This window comes from Thermoanaerobacter sp. YS13, from assembly GCF_000806225.2.
Classification (GTDB): Bacteria; Bacillota; Thermoanaerobacteria; order Thermoanaerobacterales; family Thermoanaerobacteraceae; genus Thermoanaerobacter; species Thermoanaerobacter uzonensis.
In genome coordinates this window covers 171325-189485 of record NZ_JOOI01000003.1, presented here as the reverse complement: position 1 = coordinate 189485, position 18161 = coordinate 171325, and the positions used below count along the sequence as shown (strand labels likewise).

General features: G+C 34.7%; 18 protein-coding genes. 1 reads left to right on the top strand and 17 read right to left on the bottom strand.

Annotated elements, in window-relative coordinates:
• Window positions 1-13: 13 nt before the first annotated feature.
• The 15 genes from THYS13_RS13100 to THYS13_RS13030 all read right to left on the bottom strand — a co-directional run bounded on the left by THYS13_RS13100 (window position 14) and on the right by THYS13_RS13030 (window position 13990).
• Window positions 14-742: an ABC transporter ATP-binding protein gene (locus THYS13_RS13100; protein WP_042834979.1), complete on the bottom strand. Its 729-nt coding sequence runs from the start codon at window positions 740-742 to the stop codon at window positions 14-16.
• Window positions 735-1505, bottom strand: a complete 771-nt coding sequence (locus THYS13_RS13095) for an ABC transporter ATP-binding protein (protein ID WP_042834978.1) — start codon at window positions 1503-1505, stop codon at window positions 735-737. Before THYS13_RS13095 ends, THYS13_RS13100 begins: the two co-directional genes overlap by 8 nt.
• A gap of 10 nt (window positions 1506-1515) precedes the next feature.
• Window positions 1516-2511, bottom strand: a complete 996-nt coding sequence (locus THYS13_RS13090; protein ID WP_042834977.1) for a branched-chain amino acid ABC transporter permease — start codon at window positions 2509-2511, stop codon at window positions 1516-1518.
• A 2-nt stretch (window positions 2512-2513) separates the two neighbouring features.
• Window positions 2514-3380, bottom strand: coding sequence for a branched-chain amino acid ABC transporter permease (locus THYS13_RS13085; RefSeq protein ID WP_042834976.1), 867 nt, complete (start codon window positions 3378-3380; stop codon window positions 2514-2516).
• Between the two features lie 30 nt (window positions 3381-3410).
• Window positions 3411-3830, bottom strand: coding sequence for a MaoC family dehydratase (locus tag THYS13_RS13080; protein ID WP_201035692.1), 420 nt, complete (start codon window positions 3828-3830; stop codon window positions 3411-3413).
• A gap of 265 nt (window positions 3831-4095) precedes the next feature.
• Window positions 4096-5502 (bottom strand): sigma-54-dependent Fis family transcriptional regulator, encoded by a 1407-nt coding sequence (locus THYS13_RS13075; protein ID WP_042834974.1) that lies wholly within the window; start codon window positions 5500-5502, stop codon window positions 4096-4098.
• A 132-nt stretch (window positions 5503-5634) separates the two neighbouring features.
• Window positions 5635-6813, bottom strand: coding sequence for an acetyl-CoA C-acetyltransferase (locus tag THYS13_RS13070; protein ID WP_042834973.1), 1179 nt, complete (start codon window positions 6811-6813; stop codon window positions 5635-5637).
• Window positions 6814-6840: 27 nt separating this feature from the next.
• A complete protein-coding gene (locus THYS13_RS13065; protein WP_042834972.1) occupies window positions 6841-7686 on the bottom strand; it encodes a 3-hydroxybutyryl-CoA dehydrogenase in 846 nt (281 codons plus the stop codon).
• Between the two features lie 82 nt (window positions 7687-7768).
• A complete protein-coding gene (locus THYS13_RS13060; protein ID WP_082990427.1) occupies window positions 7769-8776 on the bottom strand; it encodes an electron transfer flavoprotein subunit alpha/FixB family protein in 1008 nt (335 codons plus the stop codon).
• A 15-nt stretch (window positions 8777-8791) separates the two neighbouring features.
• Window positions 8792-9574: an electron transfer flavoprotein subunit beta/FixA family protein gene (locus THYS13_RS13055; RefSeq protein WP_042834970.1), complete on the bottom strand. Its 783-nt coding sequence runs from the start codon at window positions 9572-9574 to the stop codon at window positions 8792-8794.
• A 12-nt stretch (window positions 9575-9586) separates the two neighbouring features.
• Entirely contained in the window at window positions 9587-10729 is a 1143-nt protein-coding gene (locus THYS13_RS13050) for an acyl-CoA dehydrogenase (protein WP_042834969.1), read from the bottom strand.
• A 76-nt stretch (window positions 10730-10805) separates the two neighbouring features.
• On the bottom strand, window positions 10806-11588 hold the full coding sequence (locus THYS13_RS13045; RefSeq protein WP_042834968.1) for a short-chain-enoyl-CoA hydratase: 783 nt from the start codon (window positions 11586-11588) through the stop codon (window positions 10806-10808).
• An 82-nt stretch (window positions 11589-11670) separates the two neighbouring features.
• Window positions 11671-12345 carry a redox-sensing transcriptional repressor Rex gene (locus THYS13_RS13040; protein WP_042834967.1) on the bottom strand — a complete coding sequence of 225 codons (675 nt, stop codon included), beginning with the start codon at window positions 12343-12345 and terminating at the stop codon, window positions 11671-11673.
• A gap of 129 nt (window positions 12346-12474) precedes the next feature.
• On the bottom strand, window positions 12475-13188 hold the full coding sequence (locus tag THYS13_RS13035; RefSeq protein WP_042834966.1) for a flagellar motor protein MotB: 714 nt from the start codon (window positions 13186-13188) through the stop codon (window positions 12475-12477).
• Window positions 13169-13990 (bottom strand): flagellar motor protein, encoded by an 822-nt coding sequence (locus tag THYS13_RS13030; RefSeq protein ID WP_042834965.1) that lies wholly within the window; start codon window positions 13988-13990, stop codon window positions 13169-13171. Before THYS13_RS13030 ends, THYS13_RS13035 begins: the two co-directional genes overlap by 20 nt.
• Before the next feature lie 125 nt (window positions 13991-14115).
• Between THYS13_RS13030 and THYS13_RS13025 the strand changes: the two genes are divergently transcribed.
• Window positions 14116-16008 carry an ABC-F family ATP-binding cassette domain-containing protein gene (locus THYS13_RS13025; protein WP_042834964.1) on the top strand — a complete coding sequence of 631 codons (1893 nt, stop codon included), beginning with the start codon at window positions 14116-14118 and terminating at the stop codon, window positions 16006-16008.
• 9 nt (window positions 16009-16017) lie between these two features.
• Here THYS13_RS13025 and THYS13_RS13020 read toward each other — a convergent pair whose 3' ends face one another.
• Complete coding sequence (locus THYS13_RS13020) at window positions 16018-16968, bottom strand: D-2-hydroxyacid dehydrogenase (protein WP_042834963.1); 951 nt, start codon at window positions 16966-16968, stop codon at window positions 16018-16020.
• 173 nt (window positions 16969-17141) lie between these two features.
• Window positions 17142-18161, bottom strand: coding sequence for a tRNA (adenosine(37)-N6)-threonylcarbamoyltransferase complex transferase subunit TsaD (gene tsaD / locus THYS13_RS13015; RefSeq protein ID WP_042834962.1), 1020 nt, complete (start codon window positions 18159-18161; stop codon window positions 17142-17144).

Genomic DNA, 18161 nt, shown 5'->3' with positions numbered 1-18161 from the left:
CCTCTTATTATTTTTAATTTATATTCGACCCTGGACTTTTACCTCCAAGATAAGTTGCTTTCACCTCCTCATTATTTTTTAAATCTTCTGTTTTGCCTTCCATTACTACTAATCCAGTTTGCAAAATATAAGCATAATTAGCTATTGCTAATGCCTGTCTGGCATTTTGCTCCACTAAAAGTACTGTTACCCCCTCTTGATTAATTTCTTTAATAATTTCAAATATTTCCTTAACTACACGTGGTGCAAGTCCTAATGAAGGTTCATCGAGCATTAACAATTTGGGCTTTGCCATCAATGCTCTTGCTATTGCGAGCATTTGTTGCTCTCCACCACTTAAAGTACCAGCAATTTGATTTTGTCTTTCTCTCAGCCGTGGAAAATAATGATAAATCCTATCAAGGTCTTTTGAAATATTATTTTTGTCCTTTCTGGTATAAGCACCTATTTTTAAATTTTCTAAAACGGATAAACCGGGGAAAATTTCTCTTCCTTCAGGAGATTGGACAATACCCTTAGATACAATTAATTCGGGAGGTTTGCCATCTATTCTTTCTCCCATAAACTCTATTTTCCCACGGTCAGGTTTTAAAAGCCCTGATATAGTTCTAAGTATTGTGGTTTTTCCTGCACCATTAGCACCTAAAATCGCAACAATATCCCCTTCTTTTATTTCAATTGTTATGCCTTTTAGCACTTTAACATATCCGTAGGAAGATTCTATATCAATAAGGCTAAGCAATCTCTTCACCCCCCAGATATGCTTCGATGACAGCAGGATCAGATTTTACTTTTTCTGGTGTACCTTCGCATATTTTTTTGCCAAAATTCATTACACAAATATTCTCACATATATTCATGACAAGAGACATGTCATGTTCTACTAAAAGTATTGTAATACCAAGCTCATCTCGCAATTTTAATATTAATTCAGCTAATTCATCTGTTTCACTGTGATTCATACCTGCAGCAGGTTCATCTAACATGATTAGTCGTGGTTGAGATACAAGTGCTCTTCCTATTTCTACTAGCTTTTGTATTCCATAAGGTTGTGCCGATGCATATTCATGTGCTTTGTCTTCTATATTGAGAATTTTAAGTATTCCCATAGCTTCCTCCCTAATTCTTCTCTCTTCTTTTCTTACAGAAGAGAGCATAAAAGCAGCGGATAATATGTTCTCTCTTGTAAATGCAACTTGACCAACAAGCAAATTTTCTAATACAGTCATATGCTTAAAGAGTTCTACATTTTGAAAAGTTCTAGATATCCCTGCTCTTATTATTTCATGAGGTTTAAGCCTTGTAATTTCCTTACCCTCAAAAATAATTCTGCCGGAGGTAGGATTGTAAAATCTTGATACGCAATTAAAAACAGTTGTTTTCCCAGCACCATTAGGACCTATAAGCCCATAGATTTCACCCTTTTTAACACTAAAACTGAGAGAATCAACAGCTTTCAAACCTCCAAATTCCATAGTTAAATTGTCAACTATTAAATGTTCCATGCATTATCCCTCACTTCTCTATCTTAACTACGATTTTTTCTTGGTGCTTCGCAAATAATTTCTCAAATTTATCTTTTAGTCTAGCTCCCGCATATGCTATACCGTTTGGATAAAAGATTACGACGGCTATTATAATTGCACCTGTAATAATTTGCGATAAACTTTTTATTGGTAAATTGGAGGTAATCTGTGGAAGCCACGTCATAATTATTGTCCCAATTATGGATCCACTTATTGTTCCTATCCCGCCTATAACAATCATTGCAAGAAAATTAAGAGACATCCCTATACTGAATGCATAATCATAAGGAGTCATAAAACCAAGCAGGTGAGCATAAAGGCTTCCTGCAATTCCTGTATAAAATGCGCTTAATCCAAAAGCTAATGTTTTATAATACGAAACATTTATTCCCATTGCCTTTGCAGCAATTTCACTGTCTCTCATTGCCATTAGGCTTCTGCCAACTTTTGTCCTTATAATATTCCAAGTCAATATTACAAGAACAATAGTTAAAATTAAGATAATATAGTAATAACTTAGATACGAATTAAACTTAAAGCCAAATAATTCAGGTTTCAATGGTTTTATACCTGAAAAACCACCAGTAAAACTTGTCCATATAGCAAAAATTTGTGTTACAGCTACACCAAATCCAAGAGTAGCTATCGCTAAATAATTCCCTTCCAACTTCAGTGCAGGAAGTCCTAAAAGAATCCCCACAATACCTGTTATTAAACCTGATAATATAAGTGCTATAAAAAATGGCACATGAAGTGTAAGTGTTAAATATGCTGAAGTATAAGCACCAACAGCCAAAAAAGCACCATGTCCCAAGGATATCTGTCCTGCATAACCCATTAGAAGATTAAGGCCTATTGCGACAATTGCATATATAAGCGACAAATCTAAAAGATACTGAAGACTACCCGGTAAATTTAATATAGGTGGAATTAATGTAGCAATTAAAATTAGAACTATCCATAAGATGTATTTTTTTGCATTCATTTTTACACCTTCTTTCCCACTTTTTGCCCAACAAGTCCCGTAGGCCTAATCCATAGCATTATAACTATAAGAGCAAACGCAAATGTCGAACTCAGTTGCGCAGAAATATAGCCACTTGCAATGTTTTCTAACACTCCAAGTATTAACCCTCCTACTACAGGCCCCACAAAAGTTGTAAATCCTCCTAAAACTGCAGCAGTAAATGCCTTTAGCAACACAGAAGACATCATATTTACATCAAGAAATGTAGTTGGGGCTATGAACATACCTGCAATTGCACCAAGTATAGAACTTACAACCCAAGTAATAGAATAAACATGATTAACAGCAATACCCATTAACCTTGCAATAGTTGGATTTTCTGATGTAGCCCTTATAGCAATTCCAGCAAGAGTATATTTCAACATATAAAACAAAATTCCCATTATAAATACTGTAATAACTAATGTCAAAAGATTTGACTTTGATATCACTGCACCAAAAATTTTTAGTTCCCCTCCCACAATTGCTGGAAAACTATGAGTCTCAAAACCAAATGCCCATCCTGCTATACCATTTACAATCATCATAAGACCTAATGTCACAATTAAAAGACTTAAAACTGGAGCATTTTGTATAGGTCTTATGAAAAATCTTTCTACGATAAATCCTAAAACTGACGCAAACAAAAGTGCCAATATAAAAGCTTCCCAATAAGACATACCATAGGATGTCATAGTTGTATATGCAATAAAAGTAGAAAACATAGCCATTTCGCCCTGTGCGAAATTTACTACATCAGAAGTTTTGTATATCAATACGAGACCTAATGCTGCTAATGCATATAATCCACCTGTAGCAAAACCGCTTATTAATTGTTGCAATAACATGTGCTAGCCTCCCATTCCAATAATTTCTGCTTACTCCTTTGTTGGTGCAAGTACTGTCGCCATGCCCTCCAGTACAACTTCGTTATTTTGATTTGTGCATATTGTTTTTAATTTAACTCGATTTTTTTCAGGAATGATTTCTACTACTTCTACCTCAGCTTTGATTGTATCGCCAATCCTTACAGGTTTTGTAAACTTCAATTCTTGACCAAGATAAATAGTTCCCGGTCCTGGTAACTTAGTACCCAAAACAGCAGAAATTAACCCCGCTGTCAACATTCCGTGAGCTATCCTTCCCTTAAACATCGTTTTTTCAGATGCTACCTGATTAATATGGGCAGGATTAAAATCACCTGTAATCCCAGCATATAAATATACATCTGTTTCTGTAATTGTTTTCTCAAAATAGTCTTTGTCACCAATTTTTAATTCATTAATCGTTTTCCCCATAATGCTACTCCTTTCAGTTGTTTTTCTCTAAATAGTAAAAGCAAAAAAAGTGCCAACTATTAATTTTGCTTAAAAATTTTTAAAAAATAAGCAGTCAAATGTGAATTTCTTAAATATCCACCTTTTAAATTAAAAATTTTCTTGTTGCTTTTAAAGATATTACAAAATACAATTTTTTATTGATAAATGTCTCACAATAATACAAAAAAACGCAAGAGATATGTCTCCTGCGTTTTCAAAATTTGTAGCTTTTCGCTACATAGTATCATTTTACTTCATTATCTTCGAGAATATTAAACTTTTTTAGCTTTCGATAAAGTCTTGACCTTGGTATTTTTAATATTTCTGCTGCTTGTGATTTATTATAATTACACTCTTTTAAAGTCTCAAGGATTATCTTCTCTTCAAATTCTTCAAGCATTTGCTGAAGTCCCGACCCTTTCTTCCTTATGGGTATCTCTTTGTTTAGAATATAAAGAGGAATGTCTGTTTTCCTAATTGTATCACCTTCCGAATTGACAACCATTCGCTCAACTGCATTTCTAAGTTCCCTTATGTTGCCTGGCCAATCATATTTCTCCAAAATGTCATACACTTCCTTAGAAACTTTTTTGTATATTCCAGAATTCTGAGCCAAAAGGTACAAAAAATGATCTATCAAAAGTGGAATATCTCCTCTTCTTTCACGCAATGGTGGAACATTAAGCATTAATACATTTATTCTGTAAAATAAATCGCTCCTAAATTTCCCCTCTTTAATAAGCTTTTGAAGGTCTTTGTTAGTTGCCGAAATCACACGTACATCAACTCTAATAGGTTCTTTGCCACCTACTCTTTCTATTTCTCCTTCTTGAAGCACTCTTAGAAGTTTTGCTTGCATTGTATACGGCATATCACCTATTTCATCTAAAAAGATAGTACCATGATTTGCAAGCTCAAACTTACCTATTTTGCCACCTTTTTGAGCTCCTGTAAAAGCGCCTTCTTCATAACCAAATAGCTCTGATTCCATTAACTGCTCTGGTATAGCAGCACAATTTACAGTCACAAATGGATAATCTCTTCTGTTACTTGAATTGTGGATTGCCTGAGCAAAAAGTTCTTTCCCTACCCCACTTTCTCCATATATAAGAATATTGGAACCCATACTAGCCATCTTTATAGCTTTTTTCTTACACTCAATTATTGCATCACTTTTTCCAACAATACTCTCCCATGAATACCTGGCACCACGAATTTTTCTTAATGTTTTTTTATAGTGATTAAGTTCAGTCTCTAAAAGCCTGTTTTTTTCTATGAGTTTTCTAAGTTCATTTAAATCCTCAAACAAAATCATTCCAAAACCGCCAATAACCTCGTCGTCATCTTTTATCGCAATTCTATGCACAATAGCTTCTTTTCCATTGGCAAACTTATGTCTATAGGCAATCTCGTTCTGTCCTGTTTTCAAAACAAGAGGAAATCGCGAGTTTCGATCAACGTCCAATACGTATCTGTTAATAACTTTTTCTTTTTCCAAGCCTAAAAAATCTAAAAACGTTTTATTCATCATTTTTACATTACCTTCTGCATCAAGTATATCAAAAGCAATTGGCAGTTTGTCAAAAACACTCTCAAATAAAAATTCCATTTCTTCACTAAACAAAAAGGATTTATCAATGTTTTTCGGCATCTTTTCACTCCCCCTAATATTAAAAAAGATGTATCATTTTAGGACATCCTTTGTATTTATTATATCTGTAATCGTTATTAAAAGTCAATAACCCCCAGCATGAACCGAGGGTCATTATTTTCTCTATATATTTTACATTTCTACAATCATTGATATGCCCATGCCACCACCTATGCAAAGTGTCGCAAGCCCAAGATGGGAACCTCTCTTTCTCATCTCGTAAAGGAGTGTCACTAAAATTCTGGCTCCACTTGCACCAATAGGATGGCCTAAAGCTATTGCACCACCGTTTACGTTTACTTTATCCATATCAAAATTGAGTTCTTTCGCAACTGCTAATGCCTGGGCTGCAAAAGCTTCATTAGCTTCTATGAGGTCAATATCTTCAATTTTTAAGCCTGCTTTATCAAGAGCCTTCCTTGTAGAATAAATAGGACCTAATCCCATAACGCTCGGGTCTACTCCTGCATAAGCATAAGACTTTATAGTAGCAAGGGGAGTAATTCCTAATTTTTTTGCCTTTTCTTTAGACATAACTACCAAAGCAGCTGCTCCATCATTTATACCAGATGCATTCCCTGCTGTAACTGTTCCATCCGGTTTAAAAGCAGGTTTTAATTTTGAAAGAGCTTCTAATGTAGTACCAGGTCTATAATGCTCATCAACTTTGAATTCTATTGGATCACCTTTTTTCTGCGGGATTAACACAGGTACAATTTCATCGTTAAACCTTCCTGATGTAATTGCAGCTTCTGCAAGTTTCTGGCTTCTTAGTGCAAATTCGTCTTGCTCTTCCCTTGTAATTCCATATCTTTCAGCAACATTTTCAGCTGTTATACCCATGTGGTATTGATTAAACACATCTGTCAAGCCATCATACACCATAGAGTCCACTATTTTACCATCATTCATTTTATATCCAAATCGAGCTTCATTGAGAAGGTACGGAGCTCTTGACATGCTTTCCATTCCGCCTGCAACAACAATCTCTGCATCCCCTGTCATAATAGCCTGTGATGCCATCGCTACAGTTCTAAGTCCTGAGCCACAAACCATATTAATTGTTGCGGCAGGTACTTCAACCGGAATACTTGCTTTAACTGCTGACTGCCTTGCAGGATTTTGTCCTAATCCTGCCTGCAAGACATTTCCCATAAGTACCTCATCCACTTGTTCAGGAGCAATATTTGCTCTTTTCAAAGCTTCTTTTATGACAATCGCTCCCAAGTCCACAACAGGAATACTTGCCAATGTCCCCCCAAATTTGCCTATTGCTGTCCTTACACCACTTACAATTACAACTTCTCTCATATAAATCCTCCTCAAGTAATTTTAATTTTACTTATATTCAAAAAATCCTTTCCCTGTTTTTCTTCCCAAAAGTCCTGCTCTAACCATTTTTCTCAAAAGCGGATGGGGTCTGTATTTTGAATCATTAAATTCTGAATAAAGTGTATCCATTATTGCAAGAACTACGTCATTGCCTATAAGGTCAGAAAGAGCAAGAGGTCCTATGGGATGGTTTGCTCCTAATTTCATCGCTTCATCTATGTCAGACGCAGAAGCTACTCCATCAGCTAAAACCCCTATAGCTTCATTTATCATGGGAATTAAAATTCTGTTTACCACAAAGCCAGGAGCTTCATTTACTTCAACAGGAGTTTTACCCAGTCTCTGCGCCAGTTCTCTTACTATATTAAAAGTCTCTTCAGAAGTCTTCATGCCTTTTATCACTTCCACTAATTTCATGACAGGCACAGGGTTAAAAAAGTGCATTCCGATAACTTTTTCAGGCCTTTTAGTACTACTTGCTATTTCCGTTATTGAAAGAGAAGAAGTGTTTGTTGCAAGTACTGTACCTTCTTTGCATACGTTATCAAGCTCTTTAAAAATTTGCTTTTTAATCTCCATGTTTTCTATAGCTGCTTCAATAACAAAGTCAGCATCTTTCGCCTCATTGATATCAACAGTGCCTTTTATTCTTTCTAGAATTTTATTTTTTTCTTCTTCTGTAATCTTGCCTTTTTCAACACTTCTTTTGAGATTGTTTTCAATTATTCCTAAACCTCTTTCTACAAACTTGATATCTACATCTCTTATTATGACATCAAAACCACTTTCTGCAAATACCTGGGCTATTCCCGAACCCATTGTACCTGCACCGACTACAAATATTTTTTGCATTTTAAAACACCCCTTCTAAACTTATTTATAAGAGGGTCAGCTGCCAAAAGGTCAGCCGCCCTCTTTTTTATATATGCAAAATTCATGCCATTTCGCTATTTTTAACTCTCTTTATCTCCTCTATCAATGCCGGTATTACTTTAAATAAATCTCCAACTATTCCATAATCAGCTACTTTAAAAATAGGTGCATCAGGATTTTTGTTTATAGCAACTATCGTTTTTGCACTTCCCATGCCTGCAATATGCTGTATCGCACCACTTATGCCACAAGCTATATAAAGTTTTGGCCTTACGGTTTTACCCGTCTGACCTACTTGATGGTCTTGTGAAATCCATCCTGCATCAACTGCAGCACGAGAAGCTCCTACCACTCCTCCTAAAACATCGGCTAATTGCTGAATTAACTTAAACCCTTCTGCCCCTCCTACCCCCCTTCCTCCAGAAACAATAATATCTGCCTCTTCTATATTTACTTTACTTTTTGCTTCTTTTATAACATCAACGATTTGTGCCCTTATGTCACTCTCTTTAATATTTGCCTGTATTTCTATGATTTTCCCTTCGCGCTTTTCGTCTTTTGGAGCTTTTTTCATAACTCCAGGCCTCACAGTCGCCATCTGAGGCCTTCTTTCTGGACATATTATTGTAGCAATGAGATTGCCTCCAAAAGCAGGACGTATTTGTAAAAGCAATCCACTTTCATCTATATCAAGTCCCGTACAGTCTGCTGTAAGGCCAGTATGCAATCGTGAAGCAATTCTTGGTGCAAGGTCTCTTCCTATATATGTGGCTCCATACAAAATTACTTCTGGATTTAGCTCATTTGCAAGGTCTGCAATGACTTTTGCATAGCCTTCTGTCGTATAATTTTTAAGAAGAGGATTATCTATTACGTACACTACATCAGCACCATATTTGATTAATTCCTCAGCCAGTCCTTTTACACCATATCCAACTAACACTGCACAAACTTTTACACCTTTTTTATCGGCAAGTTTTCTTGCTTCTCCCAATATCTCTAAAGATACATTCATTAATCTTTGCTCTCTTTGCTCGGCGAACACCCATATATCTTTGTATTCATTCATTTTTTCCAGCCTCCTTCATATAACATACTTTTCAACTAATCTTTGGACAAGGTTTTGCACACATTCCTTTACGTTGCCTGTAAAAATTTCTCCTGCCCTTTGTGTCTCTGGAGTAGTTGTGGAAATAACTTTTGTAGGAGACCCTTTAAGTCCAACTTCTTGAGGATCTACTCCTAAGTCTGCAGCAGTCACAATTTTAACTTCTTTTTCTCTATACGCTTCAAATATTCCCTTTATAGAAGGATACCTTGGAGTATTAAGCTCTTTAATCGCCGTCAAAAGTACAGGCATTTTGACTTTTATAACTTCGTATCCGTCTTCAAGTGCCCTTTTTACGATAAGGGTATCACCTTCAATTTTTACTTCTTTAACATATGTCACTTGAGGAATATTAAGCTGTTCAGCTAATTGGGGACCTACCTGCGCAGTATCACCATCTATAGCTTGTCTACCACAGAATATTATGTCATAGTCAAATTTTTTAGCCATATTTGCCAAAGTTTTGGCAGTTGCATAAGTATCAGCACCCGCAAATACTCTGTCAGTCAAAAGATATGCTTCATCAGATCCCATCGCAAGCGCCTCTCTTAACGCAGTTTCAGCCTGTGGAGGTCCCATTGTTATGACAATAACTTTTGCTCCATATTCTTCTTTAATTCTTATAGCTTCTTCTAAAGCATTTTTATCATCTGGATTTATTATGCTGGGAACCCCTTCTCTTATAAGGGTTTTTGTAACTGGATCTATCTTAACTTCATTGGTATCAGGCACTTGTTTTATAAACACAAGTATATTCACGGCAATTCCTCCTTACATCTTTAATAAATTCGAAGCTATGACCATCTTTTGAACTTCTGAAGTACCTTCATATATTTCTGTTATCTTTGCGTCTCTCATTAATCTCTCAACTGGATAATCTTTTGTATAACCATACCCACCAAAAATTTGTACTGCCTTTGTAGTAACTTCCATGGCTGTCTCAGAAGCAAAAAGCTTTGCCATAGCAGCTTCCATCGTATAACTTAAATTGTTTTGCTTTCTCCATGCAGCGTAGTAAACAAGATGTCTAGCTGCACTTACTTTTGTAGCCATTTCAGCAATATACCACTGTAAGCCCTGAAATTTCCCTATAGGCCTTCCGAATTGCTGCCTCTCTTTTACATATTTTGTGACCTCGTCTAACGCTGCCTGAGCTATGCCTAAGGCTTGAGCGCCAATACCTATTCTTCCGCCGTCCAAAGTCGCCATTGCTATCTTAAACCCTTCTCCTTCTTTGCCAATAAGGTTTTCTTTAGGTACTACACAGTCTTCAAATACTAATTCTGCTGCCCTCGAGCCTCTTATACCCATTTTTTCTTCCACTTTTCCTATATAAAAACCAGGAAAATCTTTTTCAACAATAAAAGCACTTATTCCTTTAGTACCTTTAGATTTATCGGTCATAGCAAAAACTATATATACATCTGCCTTTCCGCCGTTGGTTATAAAAATCTTAGAGCCGTTTAAAATGTAATGATCTCCTTCTAATACTGCTGTAGTTTGCTGAGCTGCTGCATCAGTTCCAGCATTAGGCTCTGTAAGCGCAAAAGCCCCTAACTTTTCTCCTTTTGCCAATGGTATTAAGTATTTCTCTTTTTGCTCTTTTGTTCCCCACTGGAAAATAGGAAAACATGCCAATGATGTATGAGCAGACAATATAACGCCTGTAGCCGCACAAGCGCGTGATATCTCTTCCACTGCAATAATATAACTTATATAATCTCCTCCTGCTCCTCCATATTCTTTTGGATACGGAATTCCCATCATATCAGCTTTCGCCATTTTTTTGACATTATCCCACGGAAATTCACCCGTTAAATCAATTTCCTTTGCTTTAGGTGTAATCTCTTTTTCAGCAAATTCTCTTACTATTTTCCTTACCATTTGTTGTTCTTTTGTCAATGAAAAATCCATTAAAACTCCTCCTTTTTGATATTTTTTTAACACTAAAGATTACAGATAAAGGGTCATCACCCTTTATCACCACATATCACTTATCCACAAATTTAGGAGCTCTTTTTTCTAAAAAAGCTGCCATACCTTCTTTTTGTTCCTCTGTAGCAAAACAAAGCGCAAAAGCCTTTGCTTCATAGCTCATACCTGTTTCAATATCCACATTAATACCCATATTTATGGCTTCCTTTGCAAGCCCTACAGCAATTGTCCCCTTTGACATTATTTTTTTCGCAATGTTATGGGCTTCTTCCAATAATTTTTCTTGATCTACTACTTTTGAAACAAGTCCCATTCTTAAAGCTTCTTCAGCATCTATCATATCCCCTGTGTAAATAAGCTCCTTCGCTTTTGACATGCCTACAATTCGAGGTAGTCTTTGTGTGCCTCCAAATCCCGGTATAATGCCAAGTCCCACCTCTGGCTGCCCAAATTTTGCATTATGACTTGCAATCCTTATGTCACAAGCCATTGCCAGTTCACAGCCTCCTCCAAGAGCGTAACCGTTAACAGCAGCAATAACAGGCTTCTTCATAAGTTCAATCTTTCTAAACGCTTTTTGGCCAAACTCAGCAAATTCTTTTGCTTTAAGGGGATTCATATCCTTCATTTCAGAAATGTCCGCTCCCGCTACAAAAGCTTTTTCTCCTGCTCCTGTTATTATTACTACTTTCACCTCATCATTTTCCTTAACTTCTTCTAAAGCCTGGTCTATTTCTTTAAGAGTTTCTAAATTCAACGCATTCAAAGATTTAGGTCTGTCAATAGCAATGAGACAAACACCTTCCTTTAGTTCTAGCTTAATATTTCTAAATTCCATAAAAAACCCCCTTCCTTGTTTTATCATTAAAATTTAAAAGCAAAATTCATGCCAAAATTAAAATAGATGGATAGAAAATTTACTACCCATCTATTTTAGCAGTTTCTCCTTTTAACTTTTTAAAGAGCTCTTCTTCATTTAATCTATATGATACAGTAAATAAACTATCACTTAAATGAACATTTTCTAAAATTACGTCATCAGGCACCTTTAAATCTATTGGCGAAAAATTCCAAATCGCCTTAATCCCCGCTCTCACCAGTCTGTCAGCAGTATATTGAGCACTATCCTTGGGAATGCACAAAATACCTATGTCGATTTTATTATGGGCTATAAAATCTTCTACTGTTTCTACGTCCATTACTTCAACATCTCTAATTTTAAGCCCAAATAAACGAGGATTAATATCAAAAATTCCCTTTAAATTAAAGCCAGATTTCTCAAACCTAGTATAATTGGCAATCGCTTGTCCTAAGTTACCTGCCCCTATAATGATAGTATTATAAGTTTTATCAAGGCCTAAAATCTTAGTCAAATTATTATAAAGCTCTTCTACATTATAGCCATATCCCTGCTGCCCAAAACCGCCAAAATTATTTAAATCTTGTCTAATTTGAGAAGCAGTAACTCCCATCTTTTCGCTTAATTCTCTAGAAGAAATACGCTTTACATCGTTTTTAAGAAGTTCTTCAAGATATCTATGATATCTTGGGAGCCTTCTTATTACAGCCATTGATACTATGGTCTTTTTGCTCACTGTCCTCACCTCATTCTACTATGTAATTGAATTATATAATATTGTAAATTTTTTGTCAACGTAACAAAAACATAGTAGAATATGAGGAATTATAAAAAATTTCTGTAATAGCACTAAAATTTTTTAATTTTACTGGCTTTTAGGCTCCCATTTATTATATTCTGTATTCATAATGACAATGTCTACTCTTCTATTAAGTCTTCTATGTTCTTCTGAGTCATTTGGAACAACAGGCCTGTATTCCCCATATCCTACTGCTGAAATTCTCTGGGGTTCTATTCCTACTTCATTTACCAATATTTTTACCACATTAGTTGCTCTTATAACAGACAGTTCCCAGTTTGAATCGAATTTACTGTTGTGTATAGGGAGGTCATCTGTAAATCCTTCCACTCTAATGTGATTTGGAAGGTCTTTTAACATACTGCCTATTTTTATCAAAACATCTTTTTCATCAGGATGTACATCAGCAGAGCCTAAATCAAATAGAAGAGTATCTTGTAAACTTATTACCAATCCTCTTTCATCGATATAACTTGTTACCATGCCTTGAAGATTATTCTCTTTTATGAAGGCATTTAGTTGTTGTTGGACCTTCCCAAGATTGCTTTTATTTTCTAGATTCCCAGGTACTACGCTTTTACCGGTATATTGTCCTATTACATAATTAGTTCCTGTAAAAGTTCTACTTAAAGAACTTGCTATTTGAGTAAATTTTGTCGCGTTAATAGTACTTATAGTATACATAACTATAAAAAATATTAAAAGTAAAGTAATCATATCAGAATAAGTAAGCAGCCATCTTTCGTGATTTGGCTTTGATTCATCTTCCAACCTCTTCATTTAATTCAACACTACCTTTCTGAGGTATATTTTTGCGCTGCGCTTGTGTAATAAATGTCATTAACTTTCTCTCTAAAATCTTTGGATTTTCACCTGCTTGTAACGAAAGACTTCCTTCTAATATCAATTCTCTTTCTGTCCTTTTAATGTTTGTCCTATTTTTGAGCTTTTGAGCTATAGGAAGCCAAAACAAATTAGCAGAACTTACCCCATATAATGTTGCAATAAATGCCATCGCTATAGCAGGGCCTAATTTATCCGGTTCCTTTAAGCTACTCAATACGTGAACAAGTCCCATAACCGTTCCTATTATACCCATTGTAGGAGCATACCCACCTGCTGCTTCAAAAATCCCTGCTTCTTTTTTAGCTTCTCTATCTTCTACATATATTTTATTTTCCATAGTTGTTTTAATGAGTTCCATATCAGATCCATCAACAACTAATTCTAAGCATTCTTTTAAAATAGGATCAAATTTCTTTATCTCCTCAGACTCTATTTCGGATTCAAGACTTAAAAGACCTTCACTTCTGGCTTTTTGGGCCAAATAAGTAAAATACTTTATTATATCAAGATAATTATCCTTTTCATTTTTAAAAGCCCTTGCTAAAAGCTTCGGCACTTTTTTAATGTCATCCATAGAATAAGAAGTTATAGTAGCACCTATAGTACCCCCAAAAACTATTAAAGCAGCTGAAACACCTATTAAAGAAGCAACAGTACCTCCCTCTAATGTAAATGCATAAATCAAAGAGCCTACTCCAAGAACTATACCCACTATTGTTGCTATATCCAAGTCCATCACCTTCCATTTAGAAATACACTCATTAATTTTTATCGACACATATTAAAAAAAAGTTATAGTTTACTACACTTTTACAAAATAAATTTTTTTGATATATTTAATATGAACAGGAGGTTATATTTATGGCAATCATAACTGTAAGCAATGTGACAAAAAGTTACGGTATCGATATAATTCTACAAAATATTTCTTTTATAGTCAATGAAGGAGACAAAATAGGAGTAATTGGCGAAAATGGTGCTGGAAAGTCCACACTTTTTAACCTTTTAGCCGGTTTTACCGAAGCTGACAGTGGAACAATTTCAATTTCTACAAATAAAATGGGATATCTACAGCAAAACACTGTAATTGATTCCGAAAAAAGTATATATGAGGAAGTAAAAATAGCTTTTGAGGAAATATTCCAATTAGATAAACAAATTAAATCTCTGGAGGAAAAAATCTCAAAAACAAAAGATTCACATCTACTTGATAAACTTTTTTTAGAATATTCGTTTTTAACAGACAAATATATGGAATTAGATGGTTATTCTGTAGAAAGTAAAATAAGAGGTGTACTAAATGGATTAGGGTTTGATGTGTCGCAATTCGATACACCTGTATCAATCTTAAGTGGTGGTCAAAAAACCCGTCTTATGCTGGCAAAAACTTTACTTTTAAGTCCAGATGTCCTATTATTAGACGAACCCACCAATCACTTAGACATAAACTCAATAGAATGGTTAGAGCAATATTTAAAATTTTATAATGGTACAATTTTGATTATATCCCATGATAGGTATTTTTTGGATAAAATTGTAACTCGGATATTTGAGATAGAAAACACTAATCTATCAGTTTATGAAGGTAACTATACAGAATATTTAAAAAGAAAAAAATTAGAGTTGGAAGCAAAGTTAAAAACCTATGAAGAACAGCAAAAAGAAATAAAAAGAATTAAATCAATTATACAGATTCAAAAAAACCGTAGAACAGAAAAGTCAGTAAAGATGGCAGAAAGCAAGCAAAAACTTTTAGAAAAAATAGAAATAGCAGAAAAGCCAATGATAAATAACAGGTCTATCAACCTGCATTTTGATTTTGATCTGGAAAGCGGAAATGATGTGTTAGCAGTTAAAAATTTGTCCTTAAGTTTTGATAGGCAAATTTTTTCTAATGTATCTTTTGAAATAAAAAAAGGAGAAAAAATCGCCCTCTTAGGCCCAAACGGGATAGGTAAAAGCTCGCTTTTAAAAATATTAGTGGGGGAAATTGACAATTTTGAAGGAGAAATTAAATTTGGCACAAACGTAATAATAGGCTATTACGAGCAAGAATTTAAAAGTTTAAATGCTAAAAAAACAGTCATTGATGAAATATGGGATGAAAATCCATATCTTACTCAAACAGAAGTGAGGACACTATTAGCTTCTTTTCTTTTTAAAGAAGAAGATGTCTTTAAAACTATCTCTACACTAAGTGGTGGTGAAAAGGCAAGACTTTCATTGCTAAAGCTCATCCTTTCAAAAGCAAATTTTCTGCTTATGGATGAGCCAACTAACCATTTAGATTTAAAAGCAAAAGAAGTATTAGAAGAAGCTTTGTTAGAATACACTGGAACTTTATTATTTGTCTCCCATGACAGATACTTTATAGACAAAATTGCTACCAAAATGATGATTTTGACACCTCAAGGGGTAGAAGTATACTTAGGTAATTACAGTTATTATATAGAAAAGAAAAACCAGCTTAATGAAAAGCAAGAAGAAGCAATCAAAAAGACAAAAACCCAAATAAAAAACGAAAGGTATAAAGAAAGATTGGCTAAACTTAAGTTAAAGCAACAAAAAGAATATCTAAAAAACCTTGAAAATTCAATTTATCAAGCTGAAGAAAGAATAAAATATTTAGAAGAAAAAATGTGTGATGCTAAAATTTATAAAACAGGAGAAATTGTAGAAATACAAAAAGAATACAACGCCCTTAAAAGCAAATTGGAAGAAATGTATGAAGAATGGGAAAATTTAAGCGGGTAAAAACCCGCTTTAGTATCCTTTATCTAAATTTACAATATTTTTTAAGGGTCTTCTTTCTTTATAAGCATCCAAATTTTCTTTCAATATTTCCATCGCTCTTTGCATATATAAAGGCGTAACCCCTGCCATGTGAGGAGTAATTATCACATTTTCCATATCCCAAAAAGGGCTGTCTTCTCTTAAAGGCTCTTCTTCAAAAACATCTAATGCAGCCCCTTTTATGACTTTATTATTAATGGCATTTAGCAAAGCTTTTTCATCCACTACTTTCCCTCTTCCAACATTTATAAAGTAACTGCTATTTTTCATCCTACTAAATACGGTTTCTCCTATCAAATGGTAAGTGTCTTTAGTCAAAGGAAGTATAGATATCACATAATCGGCAAACGACAATACATCACAGTCTTCAATAGAAGTATACATTTTTTCAACATATAAAGAAGGCTTCCCCGAGCTTCTTATACCGTAGACCTTCATGCCAAATTCTTTTAAAAGTCTTGCAATTTCCTCCCCTATACTTCCTACTCCTATTATCAAAGCAGTCTTACCTGTAAGTTCTGAAACCCTAACAGACCTATCCCACACCTTTTTTATCTGATTTCTTAAAAAGGTATTTAAGCTTCTTTCAAACATAAGCATATAACCTATAACCTGTTGTGAAATTTGATATTTGTGTACGTCTCTAGAATTAGTAACTAATACCTTCATTTCTTTGAGTTTTTCAAAGGGAAGAGTATCTGCTCCCGCACTCAAAAGATGAATCCATTTAAGGTTTGAAGCCTTGTCCACAATATTGGGATAAAACTCAAAATCAAAGCTTATGATAATTTCTGTGTCTTTTACATACTTAGAAGCCTCTTCCTCATTTTGAACGTAAAGAACCTCATATTCCTCCATTTGTTCCTTAATTTCTTTTATGTAGGTTTCATTTAATTTTGTGAAAAGCAAAATATTCTTCATAATAAAACCCCCTAAGATTTAATAAAAGTTTTATTTATTTTTAATAAACTTTCTTTCTATTTCATTCCAGTAAATACAATGAAATATATTTAAGCACAATATCCACAGAGTTATCCACAGACCCTAAAAGGCATGACATCGTAAACTTCGACATATTTCCACATTTTTAACAGTCAAAGTTTTTCCCCAATCTTTAAATAAGGAATGGCATTTAAATCCAGACCAGAGGTTTTCCCTTTTATAAAGTCATAATAGGCAGCAGCAGCTATCATTGCGCCATTGTCTGTACAATAAATTTTATCAGGATAATGGACTCTTATTCCAACTTTTTTTGCTTCTTCTAATTTCTCTCTCAAAAAACTATTAGAAGCCACTCCTCCTGCTATAGAAATTTTATCAATATTTTTTATATTTGCAGCATCAATTAATTTTTTCACCAACACCTCCACCACATTTCTTTGAAAACTAGCCGCCACATCGTAAATATTCACCTCTTCTCCTTTTTGCTTTTGCCTGTTTAAATAGTTTAAAACTGCTGTTTTAAGCCCACTAAAACTAAAATCAAAATTTCCTTCCTCCATAAAAGATTTGGGAAACTCAATAGCTTCCATATTCCCCAGCTTTGCAGCCTTTTCAATAGCAGGTCCTCCAGGGTATCCCAAGCCCAAAGCTCTTGCTACTTTGTCAAAGGCTTCCCCTGCTGCATCGTCCATTGTCTGTCCCATTACTTCGTACTCTCCATAATTTTTTACAAAAACAATGTGGCTATGTCCCCCGGAAGCCACAAGACAAATAAAAGGAGGAGCAAAATCACCCCCTAAGTAATTTGCAGCTATGTGGGCTTCTATATGATTTACTCCTACAAAAGGCTTATTTTTCGCATACGCTAAAGCTTTACCATATGACAAACCGACTAAAAGAGCACCAACTAATCCTGGCCCATATGTAGCCGCAATTACATCTACTTCATCAAGGCGTAGCTGGGCTTTTTCTAATGCTTCTGCCACTACGAAAGATATTACTTCAATATGCTTTCTTGAAGCTATTTCTGGCACTACCCCACCATATTTTTTGTGAATCTCTATTTGAGAATATATTACGTTCGACAATACTTCTTTGCCGTTTTTTACAACTCCTGCAGCTGTTTCATCGCAGGAAGATTCTATTCCTAAAATAATTATATCTTTCTCCAT